Below are 19,932 nucleotides of genomic sequence, written 5' to 3'. Positions count from 1 at the left end.
GTCAAATGTAGGGAAAAGTGGTGAGTAGTGAATGGTGAGTGGTGAGTGGGCGTTTGCCTGGATAGGGCCGGAGGCCCTGGAATAGGGCTGCGAGGCTGCAAGCCTCGCAGAGCCTGCATATAATTGATCAGAAACCTTTTTTGGTATCGGTGTTGCTGCCTGTTTTGGCCAGTTCAATCATGTTGGTGATCTCATCCACTACACCTTCGGCGGTGCCGCCAAAACCTACTTTTTTGAAACGAACGATGCTGTTTTTATCAATGATAAATTTGGTAGGGATGCCCTGTACTTTATAGTCCTCTATCACTTTGCTGTCATAATCCATTAATACGTGGAAAGGATAAGCGTTCTTTTCTATCAGGGCAGTTACGTCCTTTTTGATCTTTTCCCGGTCGCCAGACTCACGGGTATCAATGAATACGAATTTTACATCCGGGTCGTTTTTATATTTTTCCACAGCCATCTTCATACCCGGGAAGGAAGCCAGACAGGGACCGCACCAGGTGGCCCAGAAATCCACGATCACTATTTTCCCTTTCAATGCGGCCAGTGAAATATCCTTGCCGCTCAGGTCTTTCAGTGCAAAGGCAGGAGCGGGGTCGTTCAACATTTCTTTGGCCAGTTTGGCACGTTCCTTTGCTTTGACATCTTTTTCCAGTTCTTCTATATAAGCTACCCACTGGTTTTCTGTTTTGCTATCTGCCAGGTATAGTTTTTTGAATTGTTCTTTCATTTTAGCGGAAGCTTTGCCGGCCTTTACAAAACCTTCCAGTTCCCGGAGTGCTGCTTTGGGACCTTTTACTTTTTCCGTGTATACGGCAAATGCCTCGTTCATAGATACATCACTCCGTTTATTACCTGCTACCGCTTTTTCCTGGTAGGTATAGGCTCCTTTATAATCTTTAAGGTGGTATAATAACAAGGCATAGGTATCTGCAAACATGTTGTAGGTACGTTGTTGCAGCTCCTTCCATTGTTGGCTGGTATAATAGATTGGTTTGCCCACGCCAGTATTCATTTCTTCCTGCACCAGTTGCAAGCTCATGGCCGAAAATTCTTTACCTGTTTTGGCATCTACGGGCCGGGCGTATACACTTTCACCCGACAGGCCCCATGCCACTGAATTATACAGGTTGGCCCTTGTGTTCTTGTTTGTAACCAGGGCTGCATATTGTTTTACCTTGTCATAGTTCTTTTCTTTTACGTAAGCGAGGGCCAATTGGTAGGCCAGGTTGGTGAAACGGGCTGAGTCTGCCTTCGTTGCAGGTGGATAGGAAGCCAGCAATTTATTGTATACTTCTTCTCTTGTAGCCGTTTCTTTAATGGTGGAAAGCGAATTGAACTTTTCATTCTTCACCCAGCTACCTTGCGGGAAGCGGGCCTTTATCAATGAATCGGCCCGTACTGTATTGTCTTTATCTTTTAAGCGGGTATAAAAATCTTTAGCTGTTTGCAGGTCACTTTCGTTGGCACCCGGATTGGATAGTGTTTTTTCCAGCGCTGCTATAAGCTGTGTTTTATCGCTTTCAATTTTGGACTGCATCAGTACATTGAAATAGTCGAAGGTATATTTTCCCCTGAGTGCGGGATGGAGTGCAAAATCTTCTCTTACCAGGTTGAAGCTGGTAGTAACATCGGCTTCCAATCTCCACAGTCCCCCGTAATACACTGCATTCTGACCAATGGCTTTGCGTGCGCCTGGCAGCGGATTATCATCCGACGCATACAGGTAAGTGTAATAGCCTTTATCTTTATTATTATCCCAGGTATCGCCTTTCACAAACGTGAGGAAGAGTGCGAGGGTAGTATCTGTAGTAGTGATCTGCCCCTGGTAGGCAGCGCCGTTCCTGGTAAGTTTTATTTGCTGTACTACCGGGAGATTACCTTCCATGAGGTAGGCATAGGCTTCCATATCAACGGTACCTGCCAGTACGGTAGTAGCCGGATCGTAGGTGAAACTGATCTTTTCGCCGGGCTTCGGCTTTTCCGGTGTGAAAGTAACAGGTGACTGGGCCAACAGGTTATTGGTGAACAGGCAGGCTGTAACCAATAGCATGAATAAGGTTCTCATAAAACGGGGAGTTGATGTTAGGTAATAAATACAAATCCCGCAGCGTCCCCTTCGGGAGACACTGCGGAGAAAACAAACTCCCTGAAATTACAGCTTTCAGGGGGTAAAACCCGTACTAACATCATTCTCTAATCGTTTTTTAAGACAATTTTATCTTACCACTAACACTTTTTCCCGGAAAGCTTCACCGGGGCCGAAGGCGTCGGGAATGCTGATGATGTAGGTGCCTGCGGTAAGTCCATTTACATTGACAGGGGTGTTCTCTGTAATAAATACCTGCTGTATGGTCCGTCCATTGAGATCGGTAATGTAAGCCGGCAGCCGTTGGGTATTGCCATCTATGCGGATGCTGAACTGCCCTTTGTTGGGATTGGGCCAGAGCACGACGGTAACGCCATTTTCCCCGGTACCTTTTACTGCCCTGATGAGCGTATGAACGCTTCTGTTGTCCAGGTCAATTTGTTTTAACCGGTAGTAGGAGATGCCCTTGTAGTTATTGGGGTCGGTATAGTGGTAGCGCAGCAATTGGTTGCTGGCGCCACCCGGCGCCCCGGAAGGTACAAAGCCTACGGCTTTGAAGCTGGTTTCGGTTTGCCATCTTCTTTCCACATCGAAGCCTTTGTTGTTTTGTTCGGTAGCGGTTTCCCAGTCGAGCTGAACAACTGCTGTATTGAGGCGGAAGGCCCTGAAGCCGGCCAGGGTTACCGGCAGGGCGCTGGCGGTAAGGCCAATGCCAAACTGCCCGAAGGAGGCCAGGCCATGGCGGGATGCAAAGCCGCCGGCTACTGTGCGGCCGGGCGTGTTCAGGGTGGCTAATGCGGCGGCCGGGCGTACCCAGTCGGCCCCATTTGTACTGGCTGCGGGACGTTGTAATATGCCAAACAGGTTATCGGTAAGACCAGCGAAGCCATTGAAGTATAAAGACAGATCATATTTGCCACCAGCGGGCGCCGCATCGCTGCTGATGTACCATACACCCTCAGGCGCTACCGACACATAGTGCGTGCCGGCTTCTGTAATTATTAAACCGGCATCGGTGCCGGGTTTGGGCGCCTGGGATATATCTAGGTAGGTGAGGCCGGTGAGCGGATCCGTGTTGAGGTTATTCAGCACGGCTATGTTGGACCGGGTAGTGCTGCCTACCGGGAATTGGTAGCTGCTGACAACAGCGGGCGTGATGTACCTGCGTAGGGTACCATTGATCCAGCCCTGGCTGAAGTTGGGATTGGCGGGATCGGCTTCCACGGCCAGCGCCGAAGGATCGGTGGCAATGGCTGTAAAGGATCCGGTAGTGACGTAACCTTTTTGCAGGTACCATTTCTGCGCGCTGATATTGCTTTGAAGTTCCAGGCTGCCGCCATTGACTTCGAGCCGTGAAAAGGTATACGGCGTGCTGATGGTTTGATTGCCGGTACCATTGAAGATGAACCGGCCGGTACCGTAGGTGCCACCTGTTGCGGAAAGGTCGGTCAGGTGGCCTGTTCCCGGTGCTGTATTACCAATGTAGATAGCGCCCTGGTTGGTGAGTGTGCTGCCATTTTCCAGGGTTAGGTTCCCTTTCACGGAGACTACTGCACCATGCTGTATGGTAATAGCAGTTCCACTTTTTATGTAGAGCGCCTCCTGTGCTTGCAGGGACAAGGAAATAATCACCAGGTTACTGAATAAGATATATTGCTTCATGATATAAGTTGATGGCTGATGATGGGAAAGGCTGACGACTATTGTACTCTGGCGCAGATGGCATATACGCGGATAGCTCTGGAGCTGCCGGATGAGTTGGTAACAATCACACGCCAGGTTGTATTGGGGTTCGCGGTACTGGGGGCGCTGTAATTAACGGTGATATCCCGCGCAGCACTGTTCGAATCCCGGTGACCCCCTCCGCCGCCGATGAGTCTTGTACCTGAGGGGCAGGCACAGGGAATGGTGGCCCTGGTGTTGCCGCCTACAGAGTAATCAAAATAAACGGTTTGCACGCCCATGTTGAGGGTGCCTGAATAGGTGATGTTGCCTGCTACATCCAACTGTTCCGTTGGGTTATCTTTACCAATACCTACCCGGCCGGAGCCATCGATGCTCAGGGCTGCCGTCGTATTGGGGCCTGCATGTAAACGATATCCGCCGGCAAAGCGCATGAGCATCTGGTTGGGGGCGGTATTCCAAAAGGGACCGTAGATGTGGGCATCGCCTAAGATAAAAGAGCCGGCATGTCCATTGGTATTTACATTGGAACCTATGGCCACTGAGTAGTTGGCTGCGGCCCTTGCATGAAATCCCAGGGCTATCGATGCATCGCCGGTGGCCTGTGCGTTGTGTCCCATAGCTACCGACCAGCGGCCAACATTCACATCGTTCCATAGTGGGCTGGTCATTTGACCGGCCCGGAAAGCCCCTTTATGCGGCGCCCAGATGAGGTAGGAGCCGGGGTTGAATGTCCTGTTTGTATTGACGCCCGTGTAAGGGCCGGTACCCACCAACATCCCACCTGGTGAAGCCTGCAGACCTGCATCGCCGCCATCGCCCGAAATGTATTTTCCATTGGTATTGATGTTTTGCTGCAGTGTATAGGTACTCAGGTTGAGCCAGTTGGGCGCAGCGGGGGGGCCGGCATTGTAATAGAAGCCGGCTGTTCCATCCGTTTGAATGACCAGCAGCCCGGTAGCAGGATTGGTAATCGTTGTACGCTGGGCTGCTGTCATTTGGGGGATTAACAATCCTTTATCTGTTGATGCAATATCCACAGCGGCGCTGGGGTTGGGGTTGGTGGTGCCGATACCTACCTGGGCATAGGCGCCTGCCTGCCATGCCATTAACAGGCAGGCTATGATGCTTGATCTCATAATAGTTGTTTGTGGCTGCTAAAGTAAGGTGCGGCCAGGGCGGGATGGGGGCGTTGTATGTGAACGACGGGATTTTGTATGTTAAATAATTTCCATTTTTTGCATGAGGAAGGAGGCGTTCCTGTTTTTGGCTACGCCGCGTTGCAGGGTATAGTCAAAGATGAGCTCGCCATCACGGATGATGCTTTCAAAGCAATAGTTGCTGAGCCTGCCGGGCAGTTCTGCTTCCAGCTTGCTGAGGGAAAGATCGTGGGTGGCGAACATGGTCAGGCAGTTGTACTGCAGGAGTTTTTTGATGAACATTTCCGAGCCATGGGTTTTGTCTTCCGAGTTGGTGCCGCGCAATATTTCATCAATGAGCACCAGGGCAGGCGATCCCTGTTCCTGCACATGGCGTACGATGTGCTTAAGGCGTTTGAGTTCTGCCATGAAGTAGGAGGTATGCTCCTGCAGAGAGTCGCTTACCCGTATGGAGGACAAGATGTTTAGGGGAGTGAAGGCAAAGCTTCCGGCGCAAACCGGGGCGCCGCATTGCGCCAGCAGGAGGTTAACGCCTACTGTTCTTAAAAAGGTGGTTTTCCCACTCATGTTGGAGCCGGTTACCAATACCAGTTGCTCCTGTGCACCCATGGTGAAATCATTGGCCACGCATTCCTTCGCTGGTATTAAAGGATGGGCGAGACCTTTGCCGCTAACAGAAAGCCCCGCAGTATTGACGGAAGGCCAGTGATAAGCCGGGTTGTTAAAGGCAAAGGTGGCCAGTGAATTAAGGACTTCAATAGCGCCTACACAAGCTATCCATTTATCAAAACGGTCTTTGTTGGTAGCCTTCCAGTTTTCCAGCGACCACATGCATTGCAGGTCGTAGAGGAAAAAGCCGTTCAGGAATAGTAATACCAGCATGTTGATACGCTGATCAAAGAGGCCTGACAGGCGGGACAGTTTTTTAATAGCGCGATGTGCTTCTGCGGCAGTAGCCTGTTCCCGTTGTAACAGCGTGGATGATCCTTTATCTACTCCATTGAATAACCTCAGTATAGCGGCATACTGGTCGAGGATGGATTGTTTTTTGCCCAGCATGGCGTGCTGGCGGTTAATTTGTTTGGCAAAGGCGCCAATAACGCACCAACCGATGAAGTAGCCGGCCAGCAGGGGCAGGTAGTTATCGGTGAACAGGTAAAAGACAATACTGCCGATGTTAAAGGCGGGCACCAGGAGGCGCATCGTATTGGGCCCTTTTTTACCATGCAGGATGGGCGGCCAACGCAGCCAGGAAGCTACGTCATGCAGGTTGCCTTCCTTTTCTTCATGCAGCAGGCCATGAGCGGTGATGAGCTGGCGCAGCTCTTTTTGTGGGCCCAGCGTTCGTACCGCCTCCTGCTGTTGTTCAATGGTCTCTTTCTTTAATAAGGACTGTTGCAGCAGGCCTGCCAGCGCCTGGGCGCCATGATGGGTAGTGGTCCTGTTGAGCCCGTGGTAGAGGGAGTTGGCGCCAAAGATATCGAGGTCGCCGGTGTAGTTGTCATTATTGGTGAAGGCGATACCATTGTCAAATTCGTTGGGCTTGTTTTTTAATAGGCCCACTTCATTCCGGTTCAGGAAGAGTAGTTTCTCCAATAGCTTTTTCTTATCACTTAGTGTGAGCGCAATGCGGATGAAAAGGATGAACAACACAAGGAAACCAGCGGTGAATATTTTATAGGTGGTACTTCCTTCCTGTATCCATTGCCATACGCTCCAGGCCAGGGCCACGAAGCTGGCCAGCCGGGCAATGGACACGAGCAGGCTGCGATTCTTCAGCTTTTCCAGTTCCGCGCTGTATTGATTGATCCTTTCTTCGTAAAAAGCTATGGGTGTTTGCATATAGGAAGGTTATTAGAGGGGCAGCATCAATACCTGTACTGTTTCGGGCGATTGCTGCCGCAGTTCAATGGTATGACCGGTAATCATTTTTTGCAGGATGTCTTCATTGTAATGGCGGATGGTGAGGAGGGTAAGTCCTTTTTCCACTTCTACTTCAAAGAACTCCGAAGCAGCGAAGGCCAGTTTTTCAATTTTATCGGCACGATCGTCCAGGCATACCTGTATGCTTACGGCGCCCGTTTGCATCAGGTTGGGTTTTATCCTGATCTCTGCCAGCAGTTCATACAGGTCGGCCACGGGCTTTTCGCCTACAAAGGAGAAATCCCTTGAATGGAGGTGTATCAGCGCCTGCTGTTGCTTTACCACGATGATGGGCGGGAGGCCTTTTACGGGTTTGTTATGGATAACGGTACCGGGCAGGTTTTTATCCAGGAAGCATTTAACGTGCAACGGAATGCCTTTGTTCTGTAAGGGCTTGATGGTTTTGGGGTGTATGACCTGTGCGCCATAATAGGCCATTTCTATGACTTCGGTATAGTTGAGGTCGCTGATGAACTGTGCATCGGGGAAGGATTTGGGGTCGGCATTCATAACGCCTTCCACATCTTTCCAGATGGTTTGGCTTTCGGCATTGAGCATGTTGGCGAAAACGGCGGCGGTATAGTCGCTGCCTTCGCGGCCCAGGGTGGTACTTTCATTGTCGTCGGTAGCGCCAATAAAGCCCTGTGTAATGACGATGTTGTTGTTGTCAAACAGCGGACGTATTTCGCCGTTTATTTTCTGCTGGGTAAATGCCCAGTCAATGTTGGCATCGCGGAAGTTATTATCTGTACGTACAATGTCGCGCACATCTATCCAGTGATTGGCGATGCCTGCTTCATTGAGGTAAGCGCTTACGATGCCGGTAGACAGGAGTTCACCGGCGCAAACGATCTGGTCATAGTAGTAGTCATAATCCCGTACCGGTTTGTCGTGCAGCAGCCATTCTACTTCGGTAAAGAAGTTGGACAGTTGCTCCAGGGCTTCATTGTAATGGGTAACGAGCAGGTATTTGGCCGTGGTAAGGTGGCTTTGTTTAACGGCCTCAAACAATTGGAGTGCTTCTTCCTTGTGGTTGTTGAAGAAAGCTTCTGCTACTTTTTCCAGTGCATTGGTGGTTTTGCCCATGGCGGAGATGACCACCAGTATTTTTTGATCAGGATAAGCGCGCAGGATGTCTGCTACCAGGTGGATCCGCTCAATGTTCTGCACACTGGCCCCGCCGAATTTAAAAACCTTCATAGTGCTGTTGAAAGGTGAACGATGAATGTTGTAAAACCGGGGCAAATGTAATTGAAAGTCTGCTTATAAACAGCTTTCCAGTTCTTCCATCATGCCGCGGCTGCCTATGAAGAAAGGAGAGCGCTGGTGCAGTTCGGTAGGTTCTATGTCCAGTATGCGTTGCGTACCGTCGGTAGCTTTGCCGCCGGCCACTTCGGCTATGAATGCAAACGGATTGCATTCGTACAATAAACGGAGCTTGCCTTTGGGCTTGTCGGTAGTACCAGGATACATGAATATGCCGCCTTTCAGCAGGTTGCGGTGTACATCGGCCACCATGCTGCCAATGTACCGTTGTGTATAGGGACCTCCGTTATTCTTGTTTTTTTTCTGGCACTGGTCTATGTATTGCTGTACTCCGGGCGCATATTGGAAGAAGTTACCATGGTTAACGGAGTATATTTTACCGAATTCCGGGCATTTGATGTTGGGATGGCTGAGGCAGAATTCACCGATAGAAGGATCGAGGGTGAAACCATTTACTCCCCGGCGGGTGCCATACACCAGCATGGTGGAAGAGCCATAGATCATGTATCCTGCGGCCACCTGCTTACGGCCGGGTTGCAGGAAGTCGGCTTCCGTAGCCACTGATCCAATGGGGCTTACCCGGCGGTATACGCTGAAGATGGTGCCAATGGAGATGTTTACGTCAATGTTACCGCTGCCATCGAGCGGATCGAACATGCAGATGTATTTTGAGTTGCGGCTTACTGCATCGTCAAAAGCCACAAAGTCGTCCAGCTCTTCACTGGCGATACCGGCGCAACTGATGCCATGCTGCAACACGCCCATGAACTGGTTGTTGGCAAAGATGTCGAGCTTTTTTACATCCTCTCCCTGCACATTGATAGCCCCTGCATCGCCCAGGATATCCACCAGTCCGGCCTTATTCACTTCCACATTCACCCTTTTGGCCGCCAGGCCCATATCCCGCAACAGCCCGCTCAGCTCACCGGTAGCATGGGGGAAATTCCTTAGCTGCTGGATGGTGAACTCATCGAGGGTCATTACCTGCCGGTTGATCGTACTCATAGAAGGCTGTTTTTGGGAATTGTTAAAGTGGGCTCAAAAGTAAGGCGAAAGGGTTGAAAGTCAAAGCATGGTAACGTTCCCAACAGGAAGCCGGGAAAGCAAAAACGGTATAGCTGGGTGGAATTATGCTTTAAAAAAGATGCAACATTTTCCCTATTAAGCGTGTATTTTTAAGGGGGCACCCTAAAAGAAAAGCTTTATGATCATCGAAATCATTTTATATGAAGACAGGTATAAGGCTGATTTTAAACGGCTAAACCTGGAATGGCTGGATAAGTACCACCTGACAGAATCGCATGACCTGATGGTATTAAATGACCCCCGGGGCACTATTCTTGACCGGGGCGGTATTATTTACCTGGCTGTAGTGGCTGATGAGGTGGTGGGTTCGGCGGCCCTGATGAAGGAAGAGGAAGGCGTGTATGAACTGGCCAAGATGGCTGTAACGCCTGAGTGGCAGGGTAAAGGGATCAGCCGGTTGCTGATAGATCAGTGCCTGGAGACGGCCAGGTTGTGGAAGGCTACCAAAATCACGTTGTTTTCCAATAGCCAGTTGAAGACGGCCCTGCAGTTGTATGAAAAGTATGGTTTCCGGCATGTGAAGGTGGAACATTCTCCTTTTACGACGGCTGATGTGAAGATGGAGCTGGAATTGGGGGTGGCAGTCGGCAAATCGTGAGGTCATTTTCTCAGTTCTTTCACGAAAGCTGGTATAGAATTAGCAGGCGGGTATAGTAAATTCAGCATTATTCATGGGACGTGGTATTTCTTACACAGTAGTATTGTATATCAGTAGTTTTATTATTGCATTTAGTTCCTGTTCGGGTAGTAAGCCGGCTTCTTCCGGAAAGACCTCTACAACAGTTACCAAAAAGACGGCGCCTGCGCCCAAGCCTTCCACTGCCAGTATAGCGCCCGCCCTGGAAGACCAGATATTATCATTGATCAATCAGCACCGGAAGCAAAAAGGGTTGCCTGCCCTGGAAAAAAATGCGGTGATTGGCGTGGAAGCCCGCCGTCATACGGTGTCTATGGCTTCCCACAAAACACCTTTTGGCCACAATGGTTTTTCCTACCGCTCCAAAGTGATCACTTCCAAGATACCCGGGATTACCGCTACTGCCGAAAACGTAGCCTATGGCAGCAGAACAGCCAAAGAAGTAGTGGATGGCTGGCTCGATAGTCCCGGTCATAAGAAGAATATTGAAGGCCGGTTCCGCCTCACGGGCATTGGTGTGGCAAGGGATGAGCAGAGTGTGCTGTACTTTACACAGATATTTGCGAATTGATCATCTTACACAGTTGTTTCTCCGCAGAGTCCCCTTCGGGAGACTCTGCGGAGAAAATTAAATTGAAATAGGGTACGGATGAAAAGTGTCACGGCTGTTTAATAATCCCCGGCAGGGCCGGAGAAGTTGAGCTGGGAGAGGTAGGTGGCAGAAGTATAGCGTGTTTTACTTTGTACGAGCTTTACCAGGGTTTGCATGACAGTCTTTTCCGGCTGGTATTTGCTGAGCTTCGCCGCCATACGGTTTGCATTGGCGTAGTATTCTCCATTACCCATTATTTCTTCTGCCGCCTGCGTCAGTTGTTTGGGCGTAGGCGTTTCCGTTTTGAGGTTGATGCCCACTTTGAAGTAGCCAATCCGTGCACAGATCTCCGACTTGCCTTCATGCACACCTGCCGCTATTACCGGTACTCCTTCTCCCAGGCTCTGCAACACACCACCATAGCCTCCATTGGTGATGAATATTTTGCAATACGGCAATATGTCTTTGAAAGGAATGAAGTTTTCAATGATGATGTTTCCATGCGGATATTGTTTACGTAATTCGGCTGTTTGTGATCCACCCGTGGTGACGATGAGCAACGTGTCGGTATTCTTAAAGGCCTCCAATGCCGGTACCAGCAGCTTACTGGTATCTTTTTCAACAGTGCCTTGTGTTACCAGTATTATTTTCCGGTATACCAGTAGTTTGGGGTGCGACCAGGCCGGTTGGCCGGTTTGCTTTGTATAAGGATATAAGGCGCCAATGAAGGTGATGTTGCTGCCGAGGTTTCTCCGTTTGTATTCAAAATCGGCTATACCGATCTGCATCACGGCATCGGCCCGTTTGATGAGTGTGTCTGCCAGGTCGGTTTTTGTGCCGGTAAGCCCGTTGTTAAGCAGTATCCTGTCAAAAGTTGCAATGCTTTTCTTTAACAGGATGTTGCGGGCTACAAAGTGCATGATGTGCCGCGTTAGGGCATCCAGCATGCCGCGTCCGGGCGTTAATCCGAGTCCATACGGATAAACGTCTTTTGACGCCTCAGCCAGCGGGATAATGCCTATGCCGATGACGGGGATATTCATTTTTTCCTTGATGAAAGGGATGGCGCTGAACATGCTGTCGCAGATCAGGATGTTGAAAGGAAATACCTGTGCAATGGTGGTAATGTCCTGGTAGTATTCTTCCGACCGTGCGGCAAATCCCTGGATCATATCAAAGTTGAGCCTGGCTATTTTGTCTTTGATACGTTTTCTTTCGGGTAAGACCTGGTCTACGTTCTGTGCATTGATGTCTGTGGCTCTTCTGAAAGGCCAGTGCGGAATACCCAGTGCCTTGAGTTTGGGCGCATAGATGTTGGAGGTATACCATTGTACCTCAGCGCCCTGCTGCTGCAGGTAGCGGGCTATGGGGATAAGGGGATTGAAGTGTCCATCGGCCGGTACACAGGCCATCAGGACGTTGATGCCGCTGAGCGGGCGATCATTCACTGTTTTCATGACTTTTTGAATTTGGAGCGTTGTAAAAGATGCTATCGTTTGCAAAAGTGCGCGTTAAGGTATAGGGAGACAATCACCAGATGTGGGGAATGCGCTGGGTATTGTCTAAGAATGGTCAGGGAATGGTCTAAGACTGCTCTGAGATAGTACTGTATATAGAGCATTCCCAGTGCTATCTGAGTACTATCTGAATACTATCCTAGTGCTATCTCAGCGCATTCCACTACTATTCCGGGACAAGTATATGGCTGTCACCTGCCTTTTGGGCCGCTGCCGGGTGGGCGCTACTATACGTCTGGTGGGGAGGGAATAGGGAGTTACTATGGAGTTAGGTGGGAGTTACCCACGACTTATATCGCTATAAGGTCGCTGTAACATCGCTATAAGCTCGCTGAAAGTCCGCTATGAGATCACTGAAACGTCGTTGTAAGTACGCTGTAAGGAGGTGTTAAAACAGCTAAAAGATGATATTTTATTATATCCAGTTGTCATATCTGTTCGTATACGGGTATAGCGATTCCCTGTTTTATTGTTCGTTTTTTACAATTGATGTCTTATGGAAAAACTAAAATCTTGTATGCTTACGTTGAGCGCTCTATTCCGTAGGTGAACAGTCATTCACAGAAAATGATACTTATTAAGCAGCAATAAACCTGCCAAAGTGATGCTTGATGCGGTATAAAAGTGAAGGCCAGTGAAGGGAGCCGTTTGCTTCGATTTGCGTTTGCGTCGCGGGCTTTGCTTCGATAACAGATTTCTCGCCCTATATAGTTCCTGCTTGGGCGGCAGCGTATGGTAGGGCTCGAAATGACAAAAGGATGTAATGTTTCACCCTATGAGAGCAGGTTATTGGCTTCGTTGTCTTTGAGGGATATACCGGAGAGCTGTAGCCGGAAAGATTCTTGTATAAGATAGAAGAGTTTACCGGCGGCGGTTTGATAGCTTAATCCTTCCGGGCGGATGTTGGAGATGCAGTTGCGGGCTTCATCGGTGAGGCCGGGTTGCGGGCGATAAGTGAGGTATACGCCCAGGCTGTCCGGGGAACTGAGGCCGGGTCTTTCGCCAATTAATACTACGGCCAATGTGGCTTTGAGTAAGCTGCCGATCTCATCACCAATGGCTACACGTGCCTGCTCCACCATACTCAATGGCGACACCGCTATGTTTGCCTGCTGCAACATGGGCAGCAATGTTTCCAGTAAAGGAATGGCATGTTTGTTAATGGCGGTAGCACTCAATCCATCTGCCAGTATAATGGCTACAGCGTTTTGTGCGGCATCGCCTGCTATGGAAGTTAATAAGCCGGCAGAAGCCTGGTCCAGCTTTCTTCCCTTATCAGGCCTTTGCAGGTATTCATGCCGGTCGGCGGCCTGGCTGTGCAACAAGTTTGCCGGTAGCTGTAAGTTTTGTAACTGTGTGATGAGCGTTTCTTTATCCAGCATGGAGTAGACGGCATCGCGTGCATGCGCGTGCGCCATCCTGAATTGCAATACTTCCTGTAAAGGAATGGCGGTTCCCGTTCTGCCCAGCGCAATACGTGCCGGGGTGAATACCTTTAGTGATGCCCATGGGTCAGCGGGCACTTCATTCATTATCGACCATTCACTGTTCACTTGTAGTTGATTGCTGTTAACAATTTATGCGTTCCACTCACCTTCAGCAAATTCCCTTCATTACTCATAATTCCCTGTCTCACCAGCCATTGTTCAAATTCCGGCGCGGGGCGCAGGCCCAGCACTTTCCGCACATATAAGGCATCGTGGAAGGAGGTAGACTGGTAGTTGAGCATGATGTCATCGGCGCCGGGAATGCCCATGATGTAGTTACAGCCCGCTACGCCCAATAAGGTGAGCAGGTTGTCCATATCATCCTGGTCGGCTTCGGCATGGTTGGTATAACATACATCCACGCCCATTGGCAGGCCCAGGAGCTTGCCGCAAAAATGGTCTTCCAGCGCTGCCCGGATGATCTGTTTACCATCATATAAGTATTCGGGACCAATAAAGCCCACCACCGTATTGACCAGCAGCGGACTGAACCGCCGGGCTACGGCATAAGCCCGCGCTTCACAGGTTTGCTGATCTACCCCTGCATGGGCATTGGCCGATAAGGAACTGCCTTGCCCCGTTTCAAAGTACATGACATTGTTGCCTATGGTACCACGCTGTAAGGACAGGGCTGCTTCCTGCGCTTCCTGCAGGATAGACAGGTTCACCCCAAAGCTGCTATTGGTTTGTTCGGTACCGCCAATGGATTGGAATACGAGGTCAACCGGCGCCTGTGGCATGATGGATAAAGCAGTGGTAATATGGCACAGTACACAGGACTGCGTGGGAATGTCGTATTGCTGCCGCAGGTCGTCTATCATGTGCAATAGCTGTACCGCCACCGCCGGGCTATCCGTTGCCGGATTGATACCAATGACGGCATCGCCACTGCCATAGAGCAATCCATCTACCATACTGGCCGCAATGCCTTTGGGATCGTCGGTAGTGTGATTGGGCTGCAGTCGTACGGAAAGCCTGCCTTTAAGGCCCAGCGTATTCCTGAAGCGGGTAACCACTTCACATTTATGGGCCACGCTGATGAGGTCCTGGTTACGCATGAGCTTTGATACGGCGGCCACCATTTCGGGGGTAAGGCCCGGTGCCAGGTGTTGCAGGATGGGGGTATCGGCCGCATCACTCAGTAACCAGTCCCTGAACTGGCCGGTGGTAAAATGACTGACCGGTGCGAAAGCGCTGGTATTGTGGGTATCTATGATGAGCCGGGTGATTTCGTCGGTTTCGTAGGGAATGATGGCCTGCTGCAGGAAGTCCTGTAAGGGTATATCGGCCAGCACGATCTGTGCAGCTACCCGTTCTTCGTAACTGGATGCTGTAACGCCTGCCAGGGCATCGCCCGAGCGGTAGGGGGAGGCTTTGGCCAGTACCGTTTTCAGGTCATCAAACTGGTAGGTGAGGTTTCCTATGGTGGTTTTGTAAGGCAATCTTATATTTTATTGCGGTATAAATATAAGACTAAGCTAGTTTATTGCATTGCTGCGTTGTGGGTTGGATCAAATAAAAAAAGTTCCTCCCTGGAAAAGGAGGAACTAAACATCCTTCAAAAATGATTAAAAGCAATTAACAACTCGGTGAGTTTCAATTTAGCTTTAGAGGTAAATTTTAATCACTGTTCAAGGATGCGGTAGCATTTCACAGAAATAAACCTTGTATGGTTTTCCACTTCCGAAACCTCTATTGGACTGTGGGTTCTTCAATCTGATGCTGACTTTTGTAATGCAAAGATGGTGTACAGGATTGTATGTTTTTTGTTCATTTTTGTTCAGTAAATGACTGTGCATTCAATTTGCCATGATCATCGTGTGTTGGCTTTGGTATTCATTGAAAGGCTGTTCCTGTTGTAATACATGTTGTGTATTGTTCATCCCAATCATCATATTCCCTCCTAATCCCTGCATTTTTACAAAGCCGGTTTCTTTAATCAGTCTGTCAAGCTGTGTTTCTACCTTCGGATTTATTTTTTGTAGCAGGATGCCGAGTGTGAGATACAGCATGGTGTCGAACTTTTTAGATAAGAAATGAAACCGGTGCGGTTTTACGGTTTCATAAATGTCTTTGGCTTCTGCCCTGCGGCCTGTTTTGACAAGTGCGATGCCCCTTAAAAGCAATAAGGTTTCATAGCGTCCTTCTTCAATAATTTGCTGGGGGTTCTCCTTATTACTCCCGATGTTATCCAAATAATACAATGCTTCCTGGTTTTGGCCGGTTAAAACCAATGCGATGCAAAAGATGTATTCAAACCAGGGGAAAGGCGCATGGGTCCCTTCAAAGTATGCTAAACCCGCATGAGCATGGGCAGCGTCCAGCAAAATTTGCGCATTATCGGTCTTTTGTATGTCAGCATCCAGTATTAACGCCGCGTAATAGATGCCGGATAAGAATGGGTGCGCATATTTTGGAGGTTGTAGTGTATTTACTATGTCACTGTGTTTTTTTACATCTTTGGGATTACCGGTAAGCCAGTCCCGCAGGCATAAAAGTGAGTGGCCGAAGATCCGGGCCGAAATGGTCTGCTTTTCATTCATGTAATAACGAAGACCTTCGCCATATAATGAATTGAGTTCATCAATATGGATAAATTGTTCAAAATAATAATCCTGCCCGTTCTTTGTCCTGGCAATTTTTTTCAGCAGTTCCAAACTAAGCAGGGAGTGGTCCTGCAGGAAAATCACCGTTTGTTTTACGAGTGCGGCAAATGTCGGATCATGGGAGTCTCTGACAGGTGTATTTTTGAAAACGGCGCTGATATAGCTCAGGATATCCTGCGGCGAGAAGTTTTGTGCCGCATTGTCTGTTTGTTGCTTTTTTTCTACCAATTCTTCCAGCGAATCATAGCCGCAATAGCGGGCAAGAATTGCCAGCGTAGTGGTGGAAGGCGGGTAAGTGGCCTTTACGAGACCATAAATGCGCCGCAGGGTGTTGTGGTTTATGGTGTAGGAAGTTTTCCGGGAAATTTCCTCACTCAGCAAAACACATTCGCGATAAGAAGTGATGGGTTGACCAAATACTTCTTCTACTTCTTTCCTTAGAATATTAATCAATACCTCTTTGTTTGGTTTCCTCATATCGGATACAGGATCTTTTGAGAGATAGTAAATCGGATGAAGAAGTGTTTTGCATAGGTATTAGAATTGCACAAAATTAACGGCTAATGCAGTCTAAACATTGTTCTTTTTTGTTCAGGTATATCTGAATGAATTTGAATAAATGAAATACAGATATGTGATTGAGGAAACTTCACATAATGGTATGCGTAAATGCCACAGTAAGATTTGCTGCTGTGCATTACCGTTTTTATGGCGGATTGGTATTTCCCGTAAGTTGGACCTATTCCATGTAGTTTGGGCGGCTAATTGCTGAGGCCTGGCAGGCTTTTCTGCCTGTGTTTGCCCAATGCGAGGAATATAAAAACAACAAAGGCCAGTCCGCCGAAGAACAGCAGGCTGAGCATCTGGTTGTACCAGATGATAGCTATGAGGGCCACGATGGATAATACAAGTGCAATGCCCGGGAACCAGGGATACAGCGGTGCTTTGAACGGCCGGTTTAATGATGGTTCTTTCCTGCGTAATACAAAGAGGCTGATCATGCTCATGATGTACATGACCGCAGCGCCCAGCACAGAAAGGATAACCAGTTGATCTGTTTTCCCTAAACAGATGGCGATGATGCCAAACAAACCACCCACTATCAATGACCAGTGGGGTGTTTGGAATTTGCGGTTCACTACCGATAAGAAACCGGGCAGGTAACCACTGCGCGCCAATGCAAACATTTGCCGGGAATAACCGATGATGATGCTGTGAAAGGAAGCAATGAGTCCAAAGAGGCCAATGCCCGCAAAGAGTTTAGTGATGCTGTTGTCTTTGCCCAATACAATACCTATGGATTCGGGCAGGGGATAATCAATGGCGGTTAGTTGTTGCCAGTCGGTAATGCCACCCGTTAAGATCATCACACCGAGGGCCAGCAGCATGAGGGTAAGAATACCGGAGATGTAGCCGGCAGGAATGGTCTTAGCCGGATTTTTTACTTCTTCCGCCACCATGGCCACGCCTTCAATGCATACGTATAACCACATGGCAAAAGGCAGTGCAGCAAATACGCCACCCCATCCGGCCGGCATGGAGTTGCGGAAAAAATTAGCGGCCGTAAAGGAGGGCGCTACAATGCCCATGTAGATGAGCAGTTCTACTACGGCCAGTAAGGTCATGATGAGCGTGAATACCGCCGATTCTTTAATGCCCAGCAGGTTGATGCCGGTAAATATGATATAACAGCCGATGGCTGTCCACAGCACCGGGAGGGAAGGGTATAGAAAATGGACATAGTTGCCCAAGGCGAAAGCGATGGCGGGTGTAGCCAGCAGGAATTCGGCCAGCGTAGCATAGCCGGCTACCAGGGCGCCCAATGGCCCCAATGCTTTATAGGAATAAGCAAAAGGTCCGCCTGCATGGGGGATGGAGGTGGTAAGTTCGGTAAAGCTGAAGATGAAGGTGATGTACAGGACAGTGATGACGAGGGTAGCGATGAGAAAGCCCACCGTACCAGCTACTCCCCATCCATAGTTCCAGCCAAAATACTCGCCGGAGATGACCAGTCCCACCGCGATGGCCCAGAGGTGGATAGGACGTATTGCTTTTTTCAGCGCGGTAACGGATTCACTCATAAGCAGCCTGTTTTTCTAAAAATAAGGCATGTGGGGGAGGAATGATGAGGCAGGAGATAGATTTTTATAGAAATATGGCTTTGGCGTCGTGGAATTATATGGATATGCTTTTTGTGCATGTGTTGAGGGTAGCCCCTCTGGGCAAAATGCACCTTTGCTACGTGTTTCTACAAAGCGGTAGCCCCTCTGGGGCAGGAAGCACTTTTGACGATTTGTTCTACAAAGCGATAGCTCTATGGGGCAAATACAAAAGCCCGGCTGCTGCCGCTGCCGGGCCAAAAAGGATAATCAGGCGAATGATTAATGTTTACTGTTTTTTATCGAGGTAAACCAGTTGTCCCAGGTGGTACGACTGGTGATTGGTCCTGTTGATAAGGATGTTCAGTTTATTCCTGTGGGGTTCTTTGGCAAAGTCTTCCGGTGAAATGGAGTTGTGGCGGGTAAACCATTCTTCGGCAGGCAGGGCGGTGAAGTACTGTGTCAGTTTTGCATTGAGCTGTTCCCATTTTTGCTTCAGTTCTGCCAGCGGAGGAACGGCCACGCCGGGCTTGTTGGCTTCTCCAATGAAAGGGGCTTCCAGTTCGGGATACAGCTTTTCACCCAGGCCCAGTAAAGGGATCATGCCATCATTAACGGCGATGAGGTGCCCCAGGATCCAGACGCCGGTATTCCTGTCCGGTGCGGTAGGCGTGGACAATTGTTCGTCTGTCAGCTTGCTGATGAGCTTATTGACGCGGGCATTTTGCAGTTCCCAGTTGGAAATGACCATTTTAATAAATAGTTCCTTTTCCGCAGTTGGCTTTGTTGATGTTTGCGTTTCCATGGTAATGTGTTTTGTTGATGAACGATGCGTAAAGCATGGTAACCATAAAGTAACATTCCCGGTGCCGGATTGTTTACGTATTTTTAGGACATCATTAAACCTTAACCTGATTGTGGTGAAATCATATCTCAGTATCCCGCTCATTATTGTAATAGACGTGGCGGTATTTATGGCTGCAGGCTATTCTTATATTTTCGATTCACTTTTCTGGAGTATGCTGATCAAGTTTTTGCTGGCCTTCCTGTGGGGTGTGGTGCTGTTCCGCTTTTTTAAGGATGACTTCGGGTTCCTGCTGGCCTTGTTGTTTATGTTGTTTTTAATCATTTATTTCCTGTACCCATTTAGCAAGAATGATCTTTACTACCGGTTACCTGCCAACAGTTTTATAGTTACGGGCCTCTTGTCTGGTTATTATTGGGCAAAGATCGGCCGGGTAGGCAGGGTTATTGTTCCGTTGCTCATTATTGCTTTCGGATATGTGAACTTAAGTTTTATTTATCCCCGGCTGGTATCGTCATCGGAGAGTGGGGGAAAGTCTGCACTGGTAGGAAAATCAATTGATGAGTTCCTTACAGGGACCAGGCTGCAGCCGGATACTGCTTATGCAGGAAACCCATTTCCCAAAGGTAAAGTATATCTATTAGAGTTTTATTTTGACCGGTGCCCGCCCTGCCGGATGAAGCATCCTGCCCTGCAGCGAATAGCTGCTATGACCGATAAGCAAGACTTTGAAATTGTATATGTGGATAATGGCAAGATAGATAAGGTGGATGATTTTTATAAGCGGAGATCTGCTACAGAAAAACAGTATTATGATAGTGCCGCCCTGTTTACCCGTAAGCTCGGGATCAAGAATTTTCCTTTTGAAGTGATTGTTGATAAAGCGGGTATTATCAGGTATGTGTCGAAAGGGTATGATAAGGACAAGCAGGATGTGTATGTCAATGAGACGATCAGTAAGATCAAGGCCTTACAATAA

15 protein-coding genes are annotated in these 19,932 nt (G+C 48.9%); 3 read left to right on the top strand and 12 right to left on the bottom strand.

What is annotated here, in order from left to right:
• Positions 1-127: 127 nt before the first annotated feature.
• From HB364_RS28390 to fbp, 6 genes are all read right to left on the bottom strand, one after another.
• Positions 128-2,071, bottom strand: coding sequence for a TlpA family protein disulfide reductase (locus HB364_RS28390; RefSeq protein ID WP_167291809.1), 1,944 nt, complete (start codon positions 2,069-2,071; stop codon positions 128-130).
• 150 nt (positions 2,072-2,221) lie between these two features.
• On the bottom strand, positions 2,222-3,754 hold the full coding sequence (locus HB364_RS28385; RefSeq protein WP_167291808.1) for a T9SS type A sorting domain-containing protein: 1,533 nt from the start codon (positions 3,752-3,754) through the stop codon (positions 2,222-2,224).
• Positions 3,755-3,792: 38 nt separating this feature from the next.
• Positions 3,793-4,914: a hypothetical protein gene (locus tag HB364_RS28380; protein ID WP_167291807.1), complete on the bottom strand. Its 1,122-nt coding sequence runs from the start codon at positions 4,912-4,914 to the stop codon at positions 3,793-3,795.
• A gap of 81 nt (positions 4,915-4,995) precedes the next feature.
• Positions 4,996-6,777: a MutS-related protein gene (locus tag HB364_RS28375; protein ID WP_167291806.1), complete on the bottom strand. Its 1,782-nt coding sequence runs from the start codon at positions 6,775-6,777 to the stop codon at positions 4,996-4,998.
• Positions 6,778-6,789: 12 nt separating this feature from the next.
• The gene (locus tag HB364_RS28370) at positions 6,790-8,058 is read right to left on the bottom strand and encodes an aspartate kinase (RefSeq protein ID WP_167291805.1); all 1,269 of its coding nucleotides are present in this window, start codon (positions 8,056-8,058) and stop codon (positions 6,790-6,792) included.
• A gap of 63 nt (positions 8,059-8,121) precedes the next feature.
• Entirely contained in the window at positions 8,122-9,129 is a 1,008-nt protein-coding gene (fbp, locus tag HB364_RS28365) for a class 1 fructose-bisphosphatase (RefSeq protein ID WP_167291804.1), read from the bottom strand.
• A 199-nt stretch (positions 9,130-9,328) separates the two neighbouring features.
• Between fbp and HB364_RS28360 the strand changes: the two genes are divergently transcribed.
• Both HB364_RS28360 and HB364_RS32985 read left to right on the top strand, forming a co-directional pair.
• Positions 9,329-9,808 carry a GNAT family N-acetyltransferase gene (locus HB364_RS28360; RefSeq protein WP_167291803.1) on the top strand — a complete coding sequence of 160 codons (480 nt, stop codon included), beginning with the start codon at positions 9,329-9,331 and terminating at the stop codon, positions 9,806-9,808.
• Between the two features lie 73 nt (positions 9,809-9,881).
• The gene (locus HB364_RS32985; protein ID WP_208420125.1) at positions 9,882-10,418 is read left to right on the top strand and encodes a CAP domain-containing protein; all 537 of its coding nucleotides are present in this window, start codon (positions 9,882-9,884) and stop codon (positions 10,416-10,418) included.
• A 98-nt stretch (positions 10,419-10,516) separates the two neighbouring features.
• Here the strand turns inward: HB364_RS32985 and HB364_RS28350 are convergent, their stop codons facing one another.
• The 6 genes from HB364_RS28350 to HB364_RS28325 all read right to left on the bottom strand — a co-directional run bounded on the left by HB364_RS28350 (position 10,517) and on the right by HB364_RS28325 (position 18,953).
• Complete coding sequence (locus HB364_RS28350) at positions 10,517-11,896, bottom strand: glycosyltransferase (RefSeq protein WP_167291802.1); 1,380 nt, start codon at positions 11,894-11,896, stop codon at positions 10,517-10,519.
• Between the two features lie 833 nt (positions 11,897-12,729).
• Positions 12,730-13,509: an ethanolamine ammonia-lyase subunit EutC gene (eutC, locus tag HB364_RS28345; RefSeq protein WP_317170727.1), complete on the bottom strand. Its 780-nt coding sequence runs from the start codon at positions 13,507-13,509 to the stop codon at positions 12,730-12,732.
• Positions 13,506-14,885 carry an ethanolamine ammonia-lyase subunit EutB gene (locus tag HB364_RS28340; protein ID WP_167291801.1) on the bottom strand — a complete coding sequence of 460 codons (1,380 nt, stop codon included), beginning with the start codon at positions 14,883-14,885 and terminating at the stop codon, positions 13,506-13,508. The genes eutC and HB364_RS28340 overlap by 4 nt, the downstream gene beginning before the upstream one ends.
• A gap of 357 nt (positions 14,886-15,242) precedes the next feature.
• On the bottom strand, positions 15,243-16,526 hold the full coding sequence (locus HB364_RS28335) for a hypothetical protein (protein ID WP_167291800.1): 1,284 nt from the start codon (positions 16,524-16,526) through the stop codon (positions 15,243-15,245).
• Positions 16,527-16,810: 284 nt separating this feature from the next.
• On the bottom strand, positions 16,811-18,130 hold the full coding sequence (gene eat / locus HB364_RS28330; RefSeq protein WP_167291799.1) for an ethanolamine permease: 1,320 nt from the start codon (positions 18,128-18,130) through the stop codon (positions 16,811-16,813).
• A 307-nt stretch (positions 18,131-18,437) separates the two neighbouring features.
• Positions 18,438-18,953: a DinB family protein gene (locus tag HB364_RS28325; protein WP_167291798.1), complete on the bottom strand. Its 516-nt coding sequence runs from the start codon at positions 18,951-18,953 to the stop codon at positions 18,438-18,440.
• 115 nt (positions 18,954-19,068) lie between these two features.
• On the opposite strand from HB364_RS28325, the gene HB364_RS33440 reads away from it, so the two are divergent.
• The gene (locus HB364_RS33440; RefSeq protein WP_167291797.1) at positions 19,069-19,932 is read left to right on the top strand and encodes a TlpA family protein disulfide reductase; all 864 of its coding nucleotides are present in this window, start codon (positions 19,069-19,071) and stop codon (positions 19,930-19,932) included.

Origin of the sequence: Paraflavitalea devenefica, assembly GCF_011759375.1 — a bacterium.
Classification (GTDB): Bacteria; Bacteroidota; Bacteroidia; order Chitinophagales; family Chitinophagaceae; genus Paraflavitalea; species Paraflavitalea devenefica.
The sequence above is the reverse complement of the archived record's forward strand: the minus strand, read 5'-3'. Positions and strand labels throughout refer to the sequence as shown.

Bases quoted from the DNA above. Each gene is read 5' to 3' on its own strand.
- fbp (WP_167291804.1), bottom strand. From the start codon at position 9,129: ATGAGTACGATCAACCGGCAGGTAATGACCCTCGATGAGTTCACCATC.
- HB364_RS28390 (WP_167291809.1), bottom strand. From the start codon at position 2,071: ATGAGAACCTTATTCATGCTATTGGTTACAGCCTGCCTGTTCACCAAT.
- HB364_RS28385 (WP_167291808.1), bottom strand. From the start codon at position 3,754: ATGAAGCAATATATCTTATTCAGTAACCTGGTGATTATTTCCTTGTCC.
- eat (WP_167291799.1), bottom strand. From the start codon at position 18,130: ATGAGTGAATCCGTTACCGCGCTGAAAAAAGCAATACGTCCTATCCAC.
- HB364_RS28325 (WP_167291798.1), bottom strand. From the start codon at position 18,953: ATGGAAACGCAAACATCAACAAAGCCAACTGCGGAAAAGGAACTATTT.
- HB364_RS28360 (WP_167291803.1), top strand. From the start codon at position 9,329: ATGATCATCGAAATCATTTTATATGAAGACAGGTATAAGGCTGATTTT.
- HB364_RS28375 (WP_167291806.1), bottom strand. From the start codon at position 6,777: ATGCAAACACCCATAGCTTTTTACGAAGAAAGGATCAATCAATACAGC.
- HB364_RS28380 (WP_167291807.1), bottom strand. From the start codon at position 4,914: ATGAGATCAAGCATCATAGCCTGCCTGTTAATGGCATGGCAGGCAGGC.
- HB364_RS28370 (WP_167291805.1), bottom strand. From the start codon at position 8,058: ATGAAGGTTTTTAAATTCGGCGGGGCCAGTGTGCAGAACATTGAGCGG.
- HB364_RS28350 (WP_167291802.1), bottom strand. From the start codon at position 11,896: ATGAAAACAGTGAATGATCGCCCGCTCAGCGGCATCAACGTCCTGATG.
- HB364_RS32985 (WP_208420125.1), top strand. From the start codon at position 9,882: ATGGGACGTGGTATTTCTTACACAGTAGTATTGTATATCAGTAGTTTT.
- HB364_RS28335 (WP_167291800.1), bottom strand. From the start codon at position 16,526: ATGAGGAAACCAAACAAAGAGGTATTGATTAATATTCTAAGGAAAGAA.